Raw genomic sequence first — 13,592 nt, forward strand, 5'->3', positions numbered from 1 at the left:
GCTCGAGAATGGCAGGCCGACGCACTCGCGGTAACGTGAGAGCTATCCGCGAACCCTCGCGGGGTCGGGTGCAATTCCCAACCGGTGGTGAGAGCCCACGACTCCTCAACAGACCTGGCAACCGAAAAAGCTGGAGAGTTGAGGACTGATCCTGTGCAATTCAGGAGCCGACGGTCAGAGTCCGGATGGTAGCGAGGGAGACGGGTGCGTCTGCCTGCGCCGACGCACCGGCGGGGCGATCTGCCCTGTCTGTGCACAAGCTTGGAACGGCCGCCCCCGGATCCCCAGAGACTGCGTCTGCACCTGCATGCGCTCGAACTGGGAGACAATTGAAATGTTCACGGGAATCGTGGAAGAGCTCGGTGAGATCATCGAGCTGGATCGTCAAGGCGCTCGCCTGCGCATCAAGGCGAACGAGGTTCTGACAGATGCAACGCTCGGCGCCTCCATCGCCGTCAACGGGTGCTGTCTGACCGTCGTCGAATGGAAAACCGCAGCAGCTGGTGCCGATGGATGGTGGGTCGCTGATGTCAGCGACGAGACCTTCAACCGAACCAATCTCGGTTCGCTCAGGCCGGGTGATCCAGTCAACCTCGAACGGCCGGTTCGGCTGCAAGACCGGCTTGGGGGACACCTCGTCCTCGGGCACGTGGATGCTGTCGGGACAATCATCGAGCCCGCCCCCGATCTGCAGATCAATATGGACCGTGAGCTGTCGCGTTACGTCGTCGAGAAGGGTTCGATCACAGTGGATGGCATCAGCTTGACCGTCGTCGATGTCTTCGACGACGGCTTCACCGTGGCGATCATCCCGCACACCGAAGCGGCCACCACGCTGTCCAGCAAGGGCCGTGGTGACCCCGTCAACCTCGAAGTCGACGTCACCGCAAAGCACATCGAGAAGCTGATTGCGTGGCACACCGGTCCGAAGTCCAACACGGAGGAAACGTCATGACGGCATTCAACACAGCGTTCAACACGGCATTCAACACGGTTGACGAAGCCATCGAAGCGATTCGCAACGGCGAGATTGTCATCGTGGTCGACGACGAGGATCGGGAGAACGAGGGCGACCTGATCATGGCTGCCCAGTTCGCGACACCCGAGAAGGTGGCGTTTTTCTTGCACCACACGTCGGGTTTCCTGTGTACAGCGATCACGAGCGAACGCGCCCGTGAACTCCGGCTCGACCCGATGGTCGTCGAGAACACCGAGAGCATGCAGACCGCCTTCCTCGTCAGCGTGGACTACAAGCACGGGACGTCGACCGGCATCAGCGCCAGCGATCGCTCGGCCACGATCCAAGCGCTGATCAATGGCAGCACCATGCCAGACGACCTCGCCCGCCCGGGCCACATCCTTCCGCTCGAAGCAAGGACCGGTGGCGTGCTGAAGCGCGCTGGCCACACCGAAGCGTCCGTCGACCTCCCGATGCTCGCCGGTCTTGAGCCGGCCGGGCTGCTGTGCGAGATCGTTACGGCCGACAAGGTCGAGATGGCACGGGTTCCCGAACTGACCGAGTTCGCTGCCGAGCACGGCCTGGTGATGATCACGATCGCCGACTTGATCCGTCATCGCCGTCGCAACGAGAAGCTGGTCCGGCGCATTGCCGAGGCGAACATGCCGACCGAGTGGGGGCAGTTCACCTGCCATGCGTTCGAGTCGACGCTCGACGGCATCGAACACCTCGCCTTCACCGTTGGTGACCTCACCAATGGCGAGCCAGCGCTCGTGCGCGTTCACAGCGAATGTCTGACCGGCGACGTGTTCGGCTCGCGCCGCTGCGACTGTGGCCCGCAGCTCGAAGCGTCGATGCATCAGATCGCCGAAGCAGGCCATGGCGCAGTCGTGTACCTGCGCGGTCACGAAGGCCGCGGCATCGGCCTCGGGCATAAGCTGCGCGCGTACGAGCTGCAAGAGAAGGGTCGCGACACTGTCGACGCCAACCTCGAACTCGGCCTCCCAGTCGACAATCGCGAGTACGGCATCGGGGCGCAGATTCTCGTCGACCTCGGCGTGACGCAGATGCGTCTCCTCACCAATAACCCGGCGAAGTATGGCGGCCTTGAAGGCTTCGGTCTGGAGATCGTTGAACGAGTGCAGCTCGAGTCAACGCCGCACTCCGACAACATCGCCTACCTACGGACAAAGCGCGAGCGGATGGGTCATCTGCTCGACTTCGCGGAGCCAAGCGTGGAAGGTTCCTGACGTGGCCACACCTGATTCGCGCCCGGCGCCCCCGTCTGAACTAGATGCCAGCAACCTGGTTGTCGGCGTCGTGAGTGCGCGCTGGAACAACGAGATTGTCGATCGGCTCACCGCTGGCGCCCACCGTGCAATTGGCGCAACCGGGGCCATCGCGCACATCGCTTCTGCACCCGGCGCCTTCGAGTTGCCGTTCGTCGCTCGCACGCTCATCGAGTCGGGCGACGTTGACGCCGTCGTCGTGCTGGGTGCTGTGATTCGCGGCGAGACAACGCACTACGAAATCGTGTCCCAAGGTTGTGCGCAAGGGATCATGCAGGTGCAGATCGCGACCGGAATCCCGATTGGAATGGGCATCCTGACCGTTGAGAACATGAACCAAGCCTTGGCGCGAAGTGAACCGGCGGGCGGTCACAATGTCGGTGAGGAAGCAACGTTTGCAGCTATCGAAATGGCACTGCTCGCTGGACGTACCCGTGCGTCCCGGCCAGAGTGAGGCCACGTCGAGCAGGCACTGCGCTGCTGCTGTCACAATCGGTTCGGAAAACATGCTCGAAGTCGCTTGTGCGCGCAGGGTGAAGTCTGATTGCATACGAGTCATGGCGTCGACTGAAGCTGATCTCGAATCTCAAGCTGGCAAGCAAGCAAGAAAAAAGGGGTACACGGCGCCCAAGGGTCGACCGACGACGCACAACACAGGCCAGGGCCGAGGAAAACGCGTCTCTCCTGTGATGGAGTGGCTGATTGCCGGCATCGTGTTCGTTGCCGTGCTTGCTGGGATCTTCTACTTCGGTCGCGGCCTGAACTCAGGTGGCGGCGGTGGCCAAGGTGGTGCCATCGAAGCACCGGCGACGCTCGGCGCATCTGCGGTTGCTGTCGGCTAATCCAGCAGCGCTCGACCCGGAGGGGCTGGCCTTCGTCCCGGCCTGGCATAACCTGACCGCGTGCCTGATACGCAGAGTGAGCAACCGTTGATCGGTGTCGTCATGGGGTCGTCGAGCGACTGGCCGACGATGTCAAAAGCAGTCGAGACGCTCGCGTACTTTGGCGTTGCGCACAAGGCCCAGGTGGTCAGCGCGCATCGCATGCCCGACGAGATGTTTGCGTATGCCGAGGCAGCGCGAGGGCAGGGTCTGCGGGCGATCATCGCTGGTGCGGGCGGTGCGGCTCACCTCCCCGGCATGCTCGCTGCCAAGACCACCGTCCCCGTGCTCGGCGTCCCTGTCGCATCGCGTCACCTTTCGGGCCAGGACTCGCTCTACTCGATCGTGCAGATGCCCGCTGGCATCCCGACAGCCACGTTTGCCATCGGCGAGGCAGGCGCGATCAACGCAGCGCTGTTCGCCGTTGCGCTGTTGGCCAGTACTGATGACGACCTGCACGCAGCACTGCTCCAGTACCGGGCCGATCGGCGCGATCAGGCCGCCGCTTCAACGCTGCCGCCGGCATGAACGATCACACCATCGTTCCTCCCTCCACCATCGGCATGCTCGGTGGCGGTCAGCTCGGCAGGTACGCACTCGTGGCCGCCAAGCTGATGGGCTACCGGACGCTCGTCCTCGATCCCGACCCGGATGCCCCGGCCGGAGCGGTCGCCGATGTTCACCTCGTTGCGCGCTACGACGACAGTGATGCGCTCGATCGCTTGGCATCTGAATGCGACGTGGTCACCACCGAGTTCGAGAACCCGCCCGCGGCGAGCCTCGACCGGCTTGAGCAATCGACGCGAGTTGCTCCGTCGGCCAGCGCCGTGCGGATCGCGCAGGACCGGATTGCCGAGAAGCAGTTCCTCCGCGCTGCTGGCTTTCCGGTTGGCCCGTTTGCCATCGTTGACGAAGCACATCTGATCGACACGGTCGGTGCGCAGCTGCCGACTGACGGGGCCGCGGTCGTGAAGACTGCGCGCCTCGGCTACGACGGGAAGGGGCAGGTTCGGATCGATCGGCTCGACGATGTAGAAGACGCTTGGAATGGCATCGGCAATGTCGCCTGTGTCGTTGAGACTCTGCTCGATCTCGACACCGAAGTCAGCGTTCTCGTTGCGCGGTCAGCGACCGGCGAGACGGTCATCTGGCCGGTCGCCGAGAACACCCACGCCGCTGGCATTCTCGATGTGTCGATCGTGCCGGCAACCATCGACGCCGATCTCACGAGTGCCGCGGAACGGCTCGCGGTCGAAATCGCTGAACGCCTCGACTATGTCGGAGTGCTCGCTGTTGAGCTGTTCGTTGTTCGGAATGCCATCGGCGAACTTGAGTTGCTCGTGAATGAGATCGCGCCCCGACCGCACAACAGTGGGCACTGGACGCTCGATGGGAGCGTGACGAGCCAGTATGAGCAGCAGATCCGAGCGATCTGTGGCGTCGGCTTAGGTGAGACGTCGATGACCAGCCCAGCAGTCGCGATGGCCAATCTGTTGGGTGACCTGTGGAGCAACGGTGAGCCTGATTGGGCGACTGTTTTCGCTCACCCCGCGACCAAGCTGCATCTCTATGGCAAGACTGAGCCGCGGCCTGGCCGCAAGATGGGCCACCTCACCGTGATTGGTGAGCCTGGTGAATCTGCGCGCGAGGTCGCAGCAATTGCCGCGTCACTCCGCGCCCGCATCTGACTGACGACTGACTCCGCCCGGGTTGTGCAGCGATCCTGAGGACCAACCGCGTCGCGTCAATTGATTGGGCGAGGGGCGCGGCGGCCGGTCCGGACGCGGCCCTTGCTGACCTGACGCACGGTCGCGATTTCGAATTCGACCTCGGGGACCGGGATGTCGCCGTCGAGCACCTGGCGCATCATGTGCAGATGTCGAGGTGCACTGCCACAGCAGGCGCCAATGATCTGGATGCCGGCCTCGCGCTGGCGGATTGCGTGGGCCGCCATGACGTCGGGTGAACCTGAGTAGTGGAGTTCGGTGCCGTGCCACTCGGGCATGCCAGCATTGGCTTTACTGATCAGCAGGATGTCGGGGTTGGCCGTCCGCATTTCGATGAGTGCTGCTTCCGTGTCGGACAGGTTGTTCCCGCAGTTCGCGCCAACAGCGGTGACACCGATCTCAGCCAGTCGGTTGACGGCGTCAGTGCCGGTGACCCCCATCATCGTTCGCCCGGCAGTGTCGAAGCTGAGTGTCGTGCAGATCGGGAGATCGCTGACCGAACGAACGCCTTCGACTGCGGCGGTCACCTCGTCGAGATGGCTCATTGTTTCGATCCACAGGATTTCGGCGCCACCTTCGGCCAGGCCGATCGCCTGCTCACGGAATGCATCGGCGCAGGTGGCCGGTGTCATCGTGCCCATTGGTACAAGGAGTTCACCTGACGGGCCCATTGACCCGGCGACGAGCACTCGGCGTCCGGTCGCCTCGAAGTGTGCGTCGGTCGCAGCGCGCGCCACCTGGGCCGCGGCACGGTTGAGTTCGATGCATCGGTCGTCGAGTTTGTGGAGCTTCAGACGAAACCCCGTGCCGCCGAAGGAGTTGGTCAGCACGATGTCTGAGCCGGCCTCGATGTAGTCGGTATGGACGGTGGTGATGCGGTCAGGATGGTCGACGTTCCACATCTCGGGCGGATCGCCCGAGCCGAGGCCGCGAGCGAACAGTTCGGTGCCCATGGCACCGTCAATGAGCAGGGTGCCTCGTTCGGCAAGCAGATCGTGCAGCACGGTCACGTGACCATTCTGCCGGACTGAGCACCCGGTTCCAGGCAGGGTTACTGAGTGGGGCGTCAGGACGCTGGTGTCGGTGCGGATGCCGGTGTGGTTGAGCCGAGGTCGAAACGTTCCATCTGGCCGTCGGCATGATGGGCGAATCGGCCCTCTTCACTGCCGTGTGTCGGATCGTTGCTTGGCCATGGCCAGCCACCGAACTCGGTGCGCTGGTAGTCCGAGAATGCCTGGCGAATCTCTTCGTCAGTGTTCATGACGAAGGGGCCGTAGCGCGCCACCGGCTCGCCGATCGGGCGGCCCTGGAGCACCATGACCTCGATGCCGGAAACGTCACCGTCGCCAGACCCAGCAACCAGTTCGAGCGCATCGGATGCATTGACCACAGCACCGGTGCCGGCCTCGATTGTTTCGCCGTTGATCGTGATCGTCGAACCAGTGAACGCATAGAGAACGCGGTTGGTGTCAGTGCCCGTCGCAGCCGGCATCGTCCACGACGCACCCGGGTCGAAGCGGAGGTGCCAGATCGCGAGGTCGGCCTCAGCTCGAGCGGCCCATGAGTTGGGAGGTGGTGCCTGTGCGGTGATGCCAGCAGCGCCAGTACGACAAGCCAGCGACCCAGCGATGACGGTGACGTCGACGAGTTGTCCGTCGGGCCCGGCCTCGACGACGGTCGGAGTGTCGTGGCTCCAGAGCATCGTGAAGTACGGGTCGACCATCTTGTCGACTGCGGGCAGGTTGAGCCAGATCTGGAAGAGCTCGAGAGGGTTGGGCCGATCGCGGTTGAGCATCGGGAACATCTCGCAGTGGACGATGCCCTTGCCAGCGGTCATCCACTGGGTGTCGCCGCGCCCGAAACGCGCCGTGGCGCCCATTGAGTCGCTGTGATCGCAGACACCTGTCCGCACGTAGGTGATTGTCTCGAAGCCGCGATGCGGGTGCTGCGGGAAGCCCGGGACGTTTTTGCCGTGGTACATGTTCCAGCCGTCGATGCCGTCGAAGTCCTGACCGATGTTGCGCGAGTCCAGCGATGCATCAGGCTCGAGCGCGACCGTTCCGTTCGGGTAGTCGTCGAGATGGTGTGCGCAGAACAGGAACGGGTCAAGCGTCGGCCATTGCGTGCCAAGTTGGAACGTCTGGAGGATCGAGGCCATGCGCTCATCCTAACCACACATCCTTGCGTGCACAACTAAATGATCGTGCCGAAATGGAGACCACCACGCATCGCCTGCGCAGTGCGTCGGTCTCAGTCTCGGCACGATCTGGGTGTTGGCCGGTCAGTTCCGACGGGTGTAGATGAGGTCGGTGGGTGGGCGGCCAGCGTCGAGACCGCGCTGTTCGAACCGAGTGAGCGGGCGCCAGTGTGGGCGCGGCACGATGCCACCGTCGAGTCGGTCCTCGGCCTGACACACCTCGGCTATCTGCTCGGCGTAGTCCACGATGTCGGTTGCGACGTGGAGTTGGCCGCCGACGTTGAGCCGGTCGACCAATGCGCCAACCACGTCGGATCGCACGAGACGTCGGGCGTGGTGGCGCTTCTTCGGCCATGGATCAGGGAAATAGATCCGCACACCCGTCAGCGAGTCGAGCGGGACCCTCAGCAGAAAGCGCAGGACATCACCGTGGACCGCGCGGACGTGCGGCAGCGGATCGTTCTCGATGGCCTCGAGTACGGCCACTACACCTGGTGTGTGGACCTCGATCCCAACGATCGCAGTGGCCGAGTCCGCCCGAGCCATATCAATCGTGCCTTCGCCGCGACCGAAGCCGATGTCGAGGACCACGGGGCGCCCACCGAACACTTCATTCCAGTCGAGGAGTTCACCGCTTTGGTCCAGACCCCATCGCTCCAGCCACGTGTCGAACTCGGCCTGCCTCTGTTCCGACATGGCGCGCCGCCGTGGCTTGAAGGTGTTGTTCGGCCGGGGAACGACACGATCCGGTCCTGGCGCTGGTCCGAGCATGTTCGGCAAGCTATCGGCGCCCCGAAATGGAGACCGCCTCTCTGCTCGTCTGCAGTGTTTTGATCTCGGTTTCGGTGGCGCCATGCACGCACCTCGAAACTGGGATCGTTACGCATCGCCTGTGCGGCGTCATGGTCTCCATTTTGGATGGGGTGGCCGGGGTGGATGGGGTGGATGGGGTGGATGTGTCAGTTGGACAGTGTGCGTGTGACGACCTGTCGCTGACCCCACACTGGTGTTGTGGGCGAAACAGCGGGAGATCTGCAGCAGGCTGCGGCGCGGCGGGTTCTTCGGCGACAGGCGGCGTCGATCACTGCCGCCGTGGCCCCGTTCGGCATCGTGTTCGGTGCGTCGGCGGCAACCGCCGGGTTCACGCTCCTTGAAGCGATCGGATTCTCAGCGCTGATCTTTGGCGGGAGTTCCCAATTCGCCGCCGCTGAGATACTTGGCGATGGTGGTTCGATCGCGTCGGCCGCAGTCGCAGGGCTCTTACTCAATGTTCGTTCGCTCGCCTTTGGGGTGATTATGGCGCCGGCCCTCACGGGAGCGCTCTGGCAGCGCGCCGCGATGTCACAGCTGATGATCGACGAATCGACGGCGGTTGGAACTTCGACCACCGACCCGGCGCTGAGGCGCTACGGATACCTGTGCGCGGGAATCGGCGTCTTCGTTGTCTGGAACATCACCACGGTGCTTGGTCATCTCGTCTTTTCCGATGCCGGCGACCTCATCAACGATTTGGGCCTCGATGCCGCAGGGCCGGCCGCTTTCCTCGCACTCCTCTGGCCGCGGATGCGCCAACGTCCACAGTTTCGGACCGCACTCGCGGGCGCGGTGATTGCCCTGGTGCTCGTGCCGATCGCGCCGCCAGGCGTGCCGATCTTGGCGGCGATCGCCGGTGTCGTCGTTGCGGGCCGACAGACGCCAGCAGTGACTGAAGGGGGAGGCGATGAGTGACGCGGTGGCGGTATTGATCGTCATGACACTCGGGACCTACGCGCTCAAATCGGTGGGGCCACTCGTGCTCGGTGCCCGTTCGTTACCGGTCCGCGTTCAGGCCTTCGTTGATCTCCTTCCGGCCGCCTTACTCGCAGCGCTGACGTTGGTGTCGACCGTGGGCGCGGGTGCATCGATCTCGGTCGATGCACGTCTCGTCGGTGTCATCGCGGCAGGTGTCGCGCTCTGGCGGCGGGCGCCGTTTGTGCTTGTTGTGTTGGTCGCTGCGGCTGCAACAGCGCTTGCGCGCCTCGTGGCGTGACTTCTCGTCGCTGCATCCGACGGATTCGGCCAAGATGTACTGGGCGCATGTTCTCGGCCCGCCGCAGAGGGCGTCGCAGAGGGCGTCGTAGAGGGCGTCGTAGTGAGCGGGCGTTGCAGTCAGAAGGCGTCGGGCGCCGCGCTTGATCGCAAGCAGGCGAGTGCGTTGGAGAAGAGATCTTCTTTCAAGATGTTCAGCGTCTTGTGGGCCGTCGGCGACAACGTCTGGGCGAGTTCGATGGCAGCAGGAAGCAGAGCTCCCTCGTCGTGGAGCGCATCGGCGATACCGCCGGCCAGTGCCTCTGGACCGTTGAACCGATGGGCGGTCAGAATTGCCTTGCGGGCCGTCTGGCTCGGCAACCGGCCCGACAGCAGTGCCTGCATTCCCGGCGTGAATCGCATCTTCAACAGCAACTCATTGACGCACCAAAACCCGCGGTCCTCGCGCATCAACACATGATCGTGCGCGAGCGCGAACATGGCGCCACCAGCGAATGCATGGCCGTTGACCGCCGCGATCGTGGGAACCGGCAACGACATGACTCGGGCCCACATGCGCTGCATGTCGGCAACCATCGCCATTGGATCGGCGATTTCTGGATCGTGGAACGCTGCACCGAGCCACTCCAGGTCGATGCCGTTCGAGAAGAACTTGCCGCTGCCGGTCGTGACCAGTGCACACTGCGCATCAGGCTGGGCCGCAGCTGCTTCGACTTCGTCGAGCACCGTGTTCCACGCCGCCACCGAGGTGGGGTTGAAACGATTCTCGTCGTCGTTCATTGTCGCGACGAACACGTCGCCTGCTCTGTGGAGTTCGACCATTCGGTGCACCGTAGACGCCAGGCAGCGCGCGGTCGCAGTGAGTGATTTCTGTGCCTGGTCTCAGTTGGTGGGTGCCGGTTGGGCGCCCCGGACGAGGCGGCCGGGGAGGGCGCCTGTGGCTTCGCCGTTGCGGTAGGTCTCGACGCCGGCGACGAACGTGTGCGTCCACCCGTCGGCGCGCTGCAACAGCCGCTTGCCACCCGCTGGAAGGTCGGCAACGATTTCCGGCTTATGCAACCGCAGGTTGGCGTAGTCGACGATGTTGATGTCGGCTCGGTAGCCGGGCGCAAGCACACCACGGTCGAACAGGCCGACTGTCCGGGCGGTGTCGCGGCAGTGCTGCTGCACGAGGTACGGCAGCGGCAGGGTGCCCCGTTCACGATCGCGACCCCAGTAGGCGAGCAGGGTGGTCGGAAAGGATCCGTCGCAGATCGTGCCAACGTGGGCCCCACCGTCGCCCAGGCCCGGCACGGTGAACGGGTGGCTCAGCATCTCGTGCAGGCCGTCAAGCGCGCCGTCGACGTAGTTGAGAAAAGGCAGGTAAATCAGGCCCTTGCCGTCGCCGACACCATGGTTGTCGAGCATCGCGTCGAGCGCGAAGTCTTCGGAGGTGACGCCTGCCCGGTTGGCGCGAGCAGCGATGGAATCCTCGAGTGACGGCTCGTAGTCGGGTTCGTCGGCCATCTCAAACAGCAGGTCGAATCGTCCGATGAGATTCCCGCCGAGCTTGGCCTTCGAACGTTCGCCGGCCTCGGTCAGGAGACGCGCCCGAAAGTCGGGATCGCGCAGTTGAGCGACCTTGTCGGCCAGCGGGAGGTCGGCAATCTCGCCGTAGACGGGGTTGGTCAGGAACGGATTGAGGGTGCATTCCAAGCCGAGGATTAAGCCGACGGCGCGCGCTGCTACCTGGCCGGTGAGTTCGAGGCCGTCGGCGCGTGCTGCACTGATGTGGTCGAGCCAGACCCGGAAGTCGTCGGGAGCCATCGGGTTTCTGACGACCGAGATCGAGAGTGGGCGACCCGAGCGCTCCATCATTGCCCGCAACGTCGCGAACTCGGCATCGACATCGACGAAGTCCGACACCACTTGGAGCACGCCGGTGCCCGCAGCACCCACGCCTTCGGCGATGCCGATCAGTTCGTCGGGTGCAGCCGTGAGTGTCGGCGTGTACGCGCCCGTCGACGTCTTGTGGTTACGCGTCCGGCTTGTGGTGAATCCGAGCGCACCGGCTTCGATGCCCTCGCGGGCGAGTTCGGCCATTGCGGCGATGTCGTCGGCGGTGGCGTCTTCGTGGTTGGCGCCGCGCTCGCCCATGACGTGAAGTCGCAGTGCACCGTGGGGAACTTGCGCTGCAATGTCGATGTCATGCGGTCGTTCGTCGACCGCGTCGAGGAACTCACCGAAGGTGCTCCAGTTCCATTTCAGCCCTTCGTGGAGGGCGGCGCCAGGAATGTCCTCGACGCCCTCCATGAGCTCAATGAGTTTGTTGTGGTTGGCTGCGACGACCGGGGCAAAGCCCACACCGCAGTTGCCCATTACCGCCGTGGTGACGCCGTGCCATGACGACGGGTGCATCCGCGAATCCCAGGTGGCCTGACCGTCGTAGTGAGCGTGGATGTCGACGATGCCGGGAATCACGAGCGAGCCCGACGCGTCGAACACCGTGTCGGCCGTGCCCTCCAGGTTGGCACCCACCGCGACGATGACGCCATTACTGACGGCGATGTCAGCAATTCGTTCGTCCGCCCCTGTGCCGTCGATCACTGAACCGCCGCGAATCAGAATGTCAAAGTCAGCCATGTCCCAGTCTTGCTGAGTTGTGGCCAGAGAGAACGACTGAAGCTTCGTGCACCCAATTCGTTCGTGTTGGTGACCTACGGTGACCGAGTGATCGAAGTTCGGAACATCAGTAAGCGCTTCGGCGACGTCGCAGCGGTCAACGACCTCAGCTTCAACGCGTCGCCTGGCCGAGTCACGGGCTTTCTTGGCCCGAACGGATCGGGTAAAAGCACGACAATGCGCTGCATGCTCGGCCTCGACAGGGCCTCGTCCGGCACGGCAACGTTCGGGGGGCGGGCCTACCGCTCGATCGAGAATCCGCTCTTCGAAGTGGGGTCGCTGCTCGACGCCGGTTACGTGCACCCCGGTCGGACCGGCCGGAACCACCTTCGGTGGATGGCGATGTCGAACGGGATCGATACAGCCCGTGTCGACGAATCGCTCGCCCTCGTCGGGCTGACCGACGTAGCCAACCGGCGCGTCAAGGGGTACTCGCTCGGCATGCGGCAGCGTTTGGGTTTGGCTGGGGTGATGCTCGGTGACCCCGGCACGATCATCCTCGACGAACCAGCCAACGGCCTCGACCCCGAGGGCATTCGTTGGATTCGCGACATCCTCACGCACTTCGCCCGAAGCGGTAAAACGGTGCTCGTCAGCAGCCACCTGCTCGCTGAGATGGCGCTGATGGCCGATGACCTCGTGGTCATTGGCCGTGGTCAGTTGATCGAGCAATGCTCGGTCACCGAGTTCGTCGACCGCCACTCCAATAAGTGGACACGCGTCGCCTCACCGCAACTCGAATCGCTGATCAGTGCTCTCGGGTCATCGGCCGACGGTGTCACCCGCCTCGACAACGACCCGACCACCGGGACACCGCGAGCCGACATCCGTGGCATCGAGGCCGCAGCAGTCGGCCAGGCCGCGGCAAGCAACAACATCGTGCTGCATGAACTGTCAACGCAGCTCGATTCCCTCGAAGCAGCGTTTCTCCGCGCCACGGCCGGTGCCCAGGAGTACGCCACAACACCGCCCCCAGCACCGCCATCAGCGCCCTTGCAGCCACCTGTTGCGCCGGCGCCCTTGCAGGTGCCCTTCACGGAGGGTCAGTCATGATCGATCTGCTGCGTTCTGAGTTTTTCAAGCTGCGCACCGTGCGCCTGAACATCTGGCTCCCGTTTGGCGCGGTGATTGGCCTCGTCGTCATCACTGGTCTGGTCGGCTTGCTTGCCTCTGACCCTCAGGCCTTCGACAACGCAGACCTGATGAGCCTGATTGGTGGCTTCTCGATTCTCGTGGCGATGATGGTGGGAGTAGGAACATCACTCGGCATCACCTCCGAGTTCGCGCACAACACCATTCGGCCGACTCTGGCAGCGACACCCAACCGCCCGAAGGTCTTCACGGCCAAGGCGATCGTGTCGGTCCTGTTCGGCCTCATCGTCGGCGCGCTTGCCGTGTCGATCTCGTACGTGGTCGGCAGCGTGTTGATCAACGGTCGAGGTGCGAGTGTCGGCCTCTCTGGCGATGACGGATCGCTCGCTTCATTCTTCGGCGTGATCGTGCTCGCCGGCCTCCTCGCGCTCTTCGGATTCGGCCTCGGACTTTTGCTGCGCAATGGCCCTGCCGCTGTCTCGATCATCATCCTCTGGCCGTTGCTGATCGAAGGGATCCTGACCGGCGTCCTGTCACTCGCCGGCGTCGATGACCCGCAGAAGGTGCTGCCGTACAGTTCGGCGTTCGCTCTCGTGATCCCGGACGTTAACAACGCGCCGGGTGGACGGATCTACGGCGGTGTGTTCTTCGGCATCGTGTCGCTCGCCCTCGTGATCATCGGCATCGTGGTCAACAACCGCCGCGACGTGTGATCAACGCACGGCTTCGCTGCCTGATCAGGCCGTCTCTTGGTGGCAC

The 13,592-nt window shown here is 63.8% G+C and carries 15 protein-coding genes and 1 riboswitch; of the genes, 10 read left to right on the plus strand and 5 right to left on the minus strand.

Features of this window, described 5'->3' with window-relative positions; all coding sequences use genetic code 11:
• Positions 1 to 50: 50 nt before the first annotated feature.
• Positions 51 to 201: riboswitch (FMN riboswitch) on the plus strand.
• A 133-nt stretch (positions 202 to 334) separates the two neighbouring features.
• The 6 genes from ACH2EI_RS19080 to ACH2EI_RS19105 all read left to right on the plus strand — a co-directional run bounded on the left by ACH2EI_RS19080 (position 335) and on the right by ACH2EI_RS19105 (position 4,816).
• Positions 335 to 955 (plus strand): riboflavin synthase, encoded by a 621-nt coding sequence (locus tag ACH2EI_RS19080; RefSeq protein WP_395156968.1) that lies wholly within the window; start codon positions 335 to 337, stop codon positions 953 to 955.
• The gene (locus ACH2EI_RS19085; RefSeq protein ID WP_395156970.1) at positions 952 to 2,208 is read left to right on the plus strand and encodes a bifunctional 3,4-dihydroxy-2-butanone-4-phosphate synthase/GTP cyclohydrolase II; all 1,257 of its coding nucleotides are present in this window, start codon (positions 952 to 954) and stop codon (positions 2,206 to 2,208) included. The genes ACH2EI_RS19080 and ACH2EI_RS19085 overlap by 4 nt, the downstream gene beginning before the upstream one ends.
• 1 nt (position 2,209) lies before the next feature.
• Positions 2,210 to 2,701: a 6,7-dimethyl-8-ribityllumazine synthase gene (gene ribH, locus ACH2EI_RS19090; RefSeq protein WP_395156972.1), complete on the plus strand. Its 492-nt coding sequence runs from the start codon at positions 2,210 to 2,212 to the stop codon at positions 2,699 to 2,701.
• 103 nt (positions 2,702 to 2,804) lie between these two features.
• Positions 2,805 to 3,089, plus strand: a complete 285-nt coding sequence (locus tag ACH2EI_RS19095) for a hypothetical protein (protein ID WP_395161179.1) — start codon at positions 2,805 to 2,807, stop codon at positions 3,087 to 3,089.
• A gap of 102 nt (positions 3,090 to 3,191) precedes the next feature.
• Positions 3,192 to 3,656 (plus strand): 5-(carboxyamino)imidazole ribonucleotide mutase, encoded by a 465-nt coding sequence (purE, locus tag ACH2EI_RS19100; protein WP_395152851.1) that lies wholly within the window; start codon positions 3,192 to 3,194, stop codon positions 3,654 to 3,656.
• Positions 3,653 to 4,816 (plus strand): 5-(carboxyamino)imidazole ribonucleotide synthase, encoded by a 1,164-nt coding sequence (locus ACH2EI_RS19105; protein ID WP_395152850.1) that lies wholly within the window; start codon positions 3,653 to 3,655, stop codon positions 4,814 to 4,816. Before purE ends, ACH2EI_RS19105 begins: the two co-directional genes overlap by 4 nt.
• A gap of 56 nt (positions 4,817 to 4,872) precedes the next feature.
• Here ACH2EI_RS19105 and bmt read toward each other — a convergent pair whose 3' ends face one another.
• The 3 genes from bmt to trmB form a co-directional block, all read right to left on the minus strand.
• Positions 4,873 to 5,865 carry a betaine--homocysteine S-methyltransferase gene (gene bmt / locus ACH2EI_RS19110; RefSeq protein WP_395152849.1) on the minus strand — a complete coding sequence of 331 codons (993 nt, stop codon included), beginning with the start codon at positions 5,863 to 5,865 and terminating at the stop codon, positions 4,873 to 4,875.
• Positions 5,866 to 5,921: 56 nt separating this feature from the next.
• Positions 5,922 to 7,013 (minus strand): pirin family protein, encoded by a 1,092-nt coding sequence (locus ACH2EI_RS19115; RefSeq protein WP_395152848.1) that lies wholly within the window; start codon positions 7,011 to 7,013, stop codon positions 5,922 to 5,924.
• 123 nt (positions 7,014 to 7,136) lie between these two features.
• Positions 7,137 to 7,823 carry a tRNA (guanosine(46)-N7)-methyltransferase TrmB gene (gene trmB, locus ACH2EI_RS19120; RefSeq protein ID WP_395152847.1) on the minus strand — a complete coding sequence of 229 codons (687 nt, stop codon included), beginning with the start codon at positions 7,821 to 7,823 and terminating at the stop codon, positions 7,137 to 7,139.
• A 240-nt stretch (positions 7,824 to 8,063) separates the two neighbouring features.
• On the opposite strand from trmB, the gene ACH2EI_RS19125 reads away from it, so the two are divergent.
• Both ACH2EI_RS19125 and ACH2EI_RS19130 read left to right on the plus strand, forming a co-directional pair.
• A complete protein-coding gene (locus ACH2EI_RS19125) occupies positions 8,064 to 8,780 on the plus strand; it encodes an AzlC family ABC transporter permease (protein WP_395161181.1) in 717 nt (238 codons plus the stop codon).
• Positions 8,773 to 9,081 (plus strand): AzlD domain-containing protein, encoded by a 309-nt coding sequence (locus ACH2EI_RS19130; RefSeq protein ID WP_395153852.1) that lies wholly within the window; start codon positions 8,773 to 8,775, stop codon positions 9,079 to 9,081. The genes ACH2EI_RS19125 and ACH2EI_RS19130 overlap by 8 nt, the downstream gene beginning before the upstream one ends.
• A 119-nt stretch (positions 9,082 to 9,200) precedes the next feature.
• Here ACH2EI_RS19130 and ACH2EI_RS19135 read toward each other — a convergent pair whose 3' ends face one another.
• Together ACH2EI_RS19135 and ACH2EI_RS19140 are read right to left on the minus strand one after the other, a co-directional pair.
• On the minus strand, positions 9,201 to 9,902 hold the full coding sequence (locus tag ACH2EI_RS19135; RefSeq protein WP_395153851.1) for an enoyl-CoA hydratase-related protein: 702 nt from the start codon (positions 9,900 to 9,902) through the stop codon (positions 9,201 to 9,203).
• A gap of 60 nt (positions 9,903 to 9,962) precedes the next feature.
• Complete coding sequence (locus ACH2EI_RS19140) at positions 9,963 to 11,702, minus strand: amidohydrolase family protein (protein ID WP_395161183.1); 1,740 nt, start codon at positions 11,700 to 11,702, stop codon at positions 9,963 to 9,965.
• Between the two features lie 87 nt (positions 11,703 to 11,789).
• Here ACH2EI_RS19140 and ACH2EI_RS19145 point away from each other — a divergent pair, with 87 nt between their 5' ends.
• Positions 11,790 to 12,794 carry an ABC transporter ATP-binding protein gene (locus ACH2EI_RS19145; protein ID WP_395161185.1) on the plus strand — a complete coding sequence of 335 codons (1,005 nt, stop codon included), beginning with the start codon at positions 11,790 to 11,792 and terminating at the stop codon, positions 12,792 to 12,794.
• Positions 12,791 to 13,546: an ABC transporter permease gene (locus tag ACH2EI_RS19150; protein WP_395153848.1), complete on the plus strand. Its 756-nt coding sequence runs from the start codon at positions 12,791 to 12,793 to the stop codon at positions 13,544 to 13,546. Before ACH2EI_RS19145 ends, ACH2EI_RS19150 begins: the two co-directional genes overlap by 4 nt.
• The last annotated feature ends 46 nt before the right edge of the window (positions 13,547 to 13,592 follow it).

The organism is Ilumatobacter sp., from assembly GCF_041688325.1.
GTDB lineage: Bacteria > Actinomycetota > Acidimicrobiia > Acidimicrobiales > Ilumatobacteraceae > Ilumatobacter_A.

Coding starts and splice junctions, on each gene's coding strand:
- ACH2EI_RS19115 (WP_395152848.1), bottom strand. CDS start 7,013: ATGGCCTCGATCCTCCAGACGTTCCAACTTGGCACGCAATGGCCGACG.
- ACH2EI_RS19140 (WP_395161183.1), bottom strand. CDS start 11,702: ATGGCTGACTTTGACATTCTGATTCGCGGCGGTTCAGTGATCGACGGC.
- ACH2EI_RS19085 (WP_395156970.1), top strand. CDS start 952: ATGACGGCATTCAACACAGCGTTCAACACGGCATTCAACACGGTTGAC.
- ACH2EI_RS19095 (WP_395161179.1), top strand. CDS start 2,805: ATGGCGTCGACTGAAGCTGATCTCGAATCTCAAGCTGGCAAGCAAGCA.
- ACH2EI_RS19130 (WP_395153852.1), top strand. CDS start 8,773: ATGAGTGACGCGGTGGCGGTATTGATCGTCATGACACTCGGGACCTAC.
- ACH2EI_RS19150 (WP_395153848.1), top strand. CDS start 12,791: ATGATCGATCTGCTGCGTTCTGAGTTTTTCAAGCTGCGCACCGTGCGC.
- ACH2EI_RS19080 (WP_395156968.1), top strand. CDS start 335: ATGTTCACGGGAATCGTGGAAGAGCTCGGTGAGATCATCGAGCTGGAT.
- purE (WP_395152851.1), top strand. CDS start 3,192: ATGGGGTCGTCGAGCGACTGGCCGACGATGTCAAAAGCAGTCGAGACG.
- ACH2EI_RS19135 (WP_395153851.1), bottom strand. CDS start 9,902: ATGGTCGAACTCCACAGAGCAGGCGACGTGTTCGTCGCGACAATGAAC.
- trmB (WP_395152847.1), bottom strand. CDS start 7,823: ATGCTCGGACCAGCGCCAGGACCGGATCGTGTCGTTCCCCGGCCGAAC.
- ACH2EI_RS19105 (WP_395152850.1), top strand. CDS start 3,653: ATGAACGATCACACCATCGTTCCTCCCTCCACCATCGGCATGCTCGGT.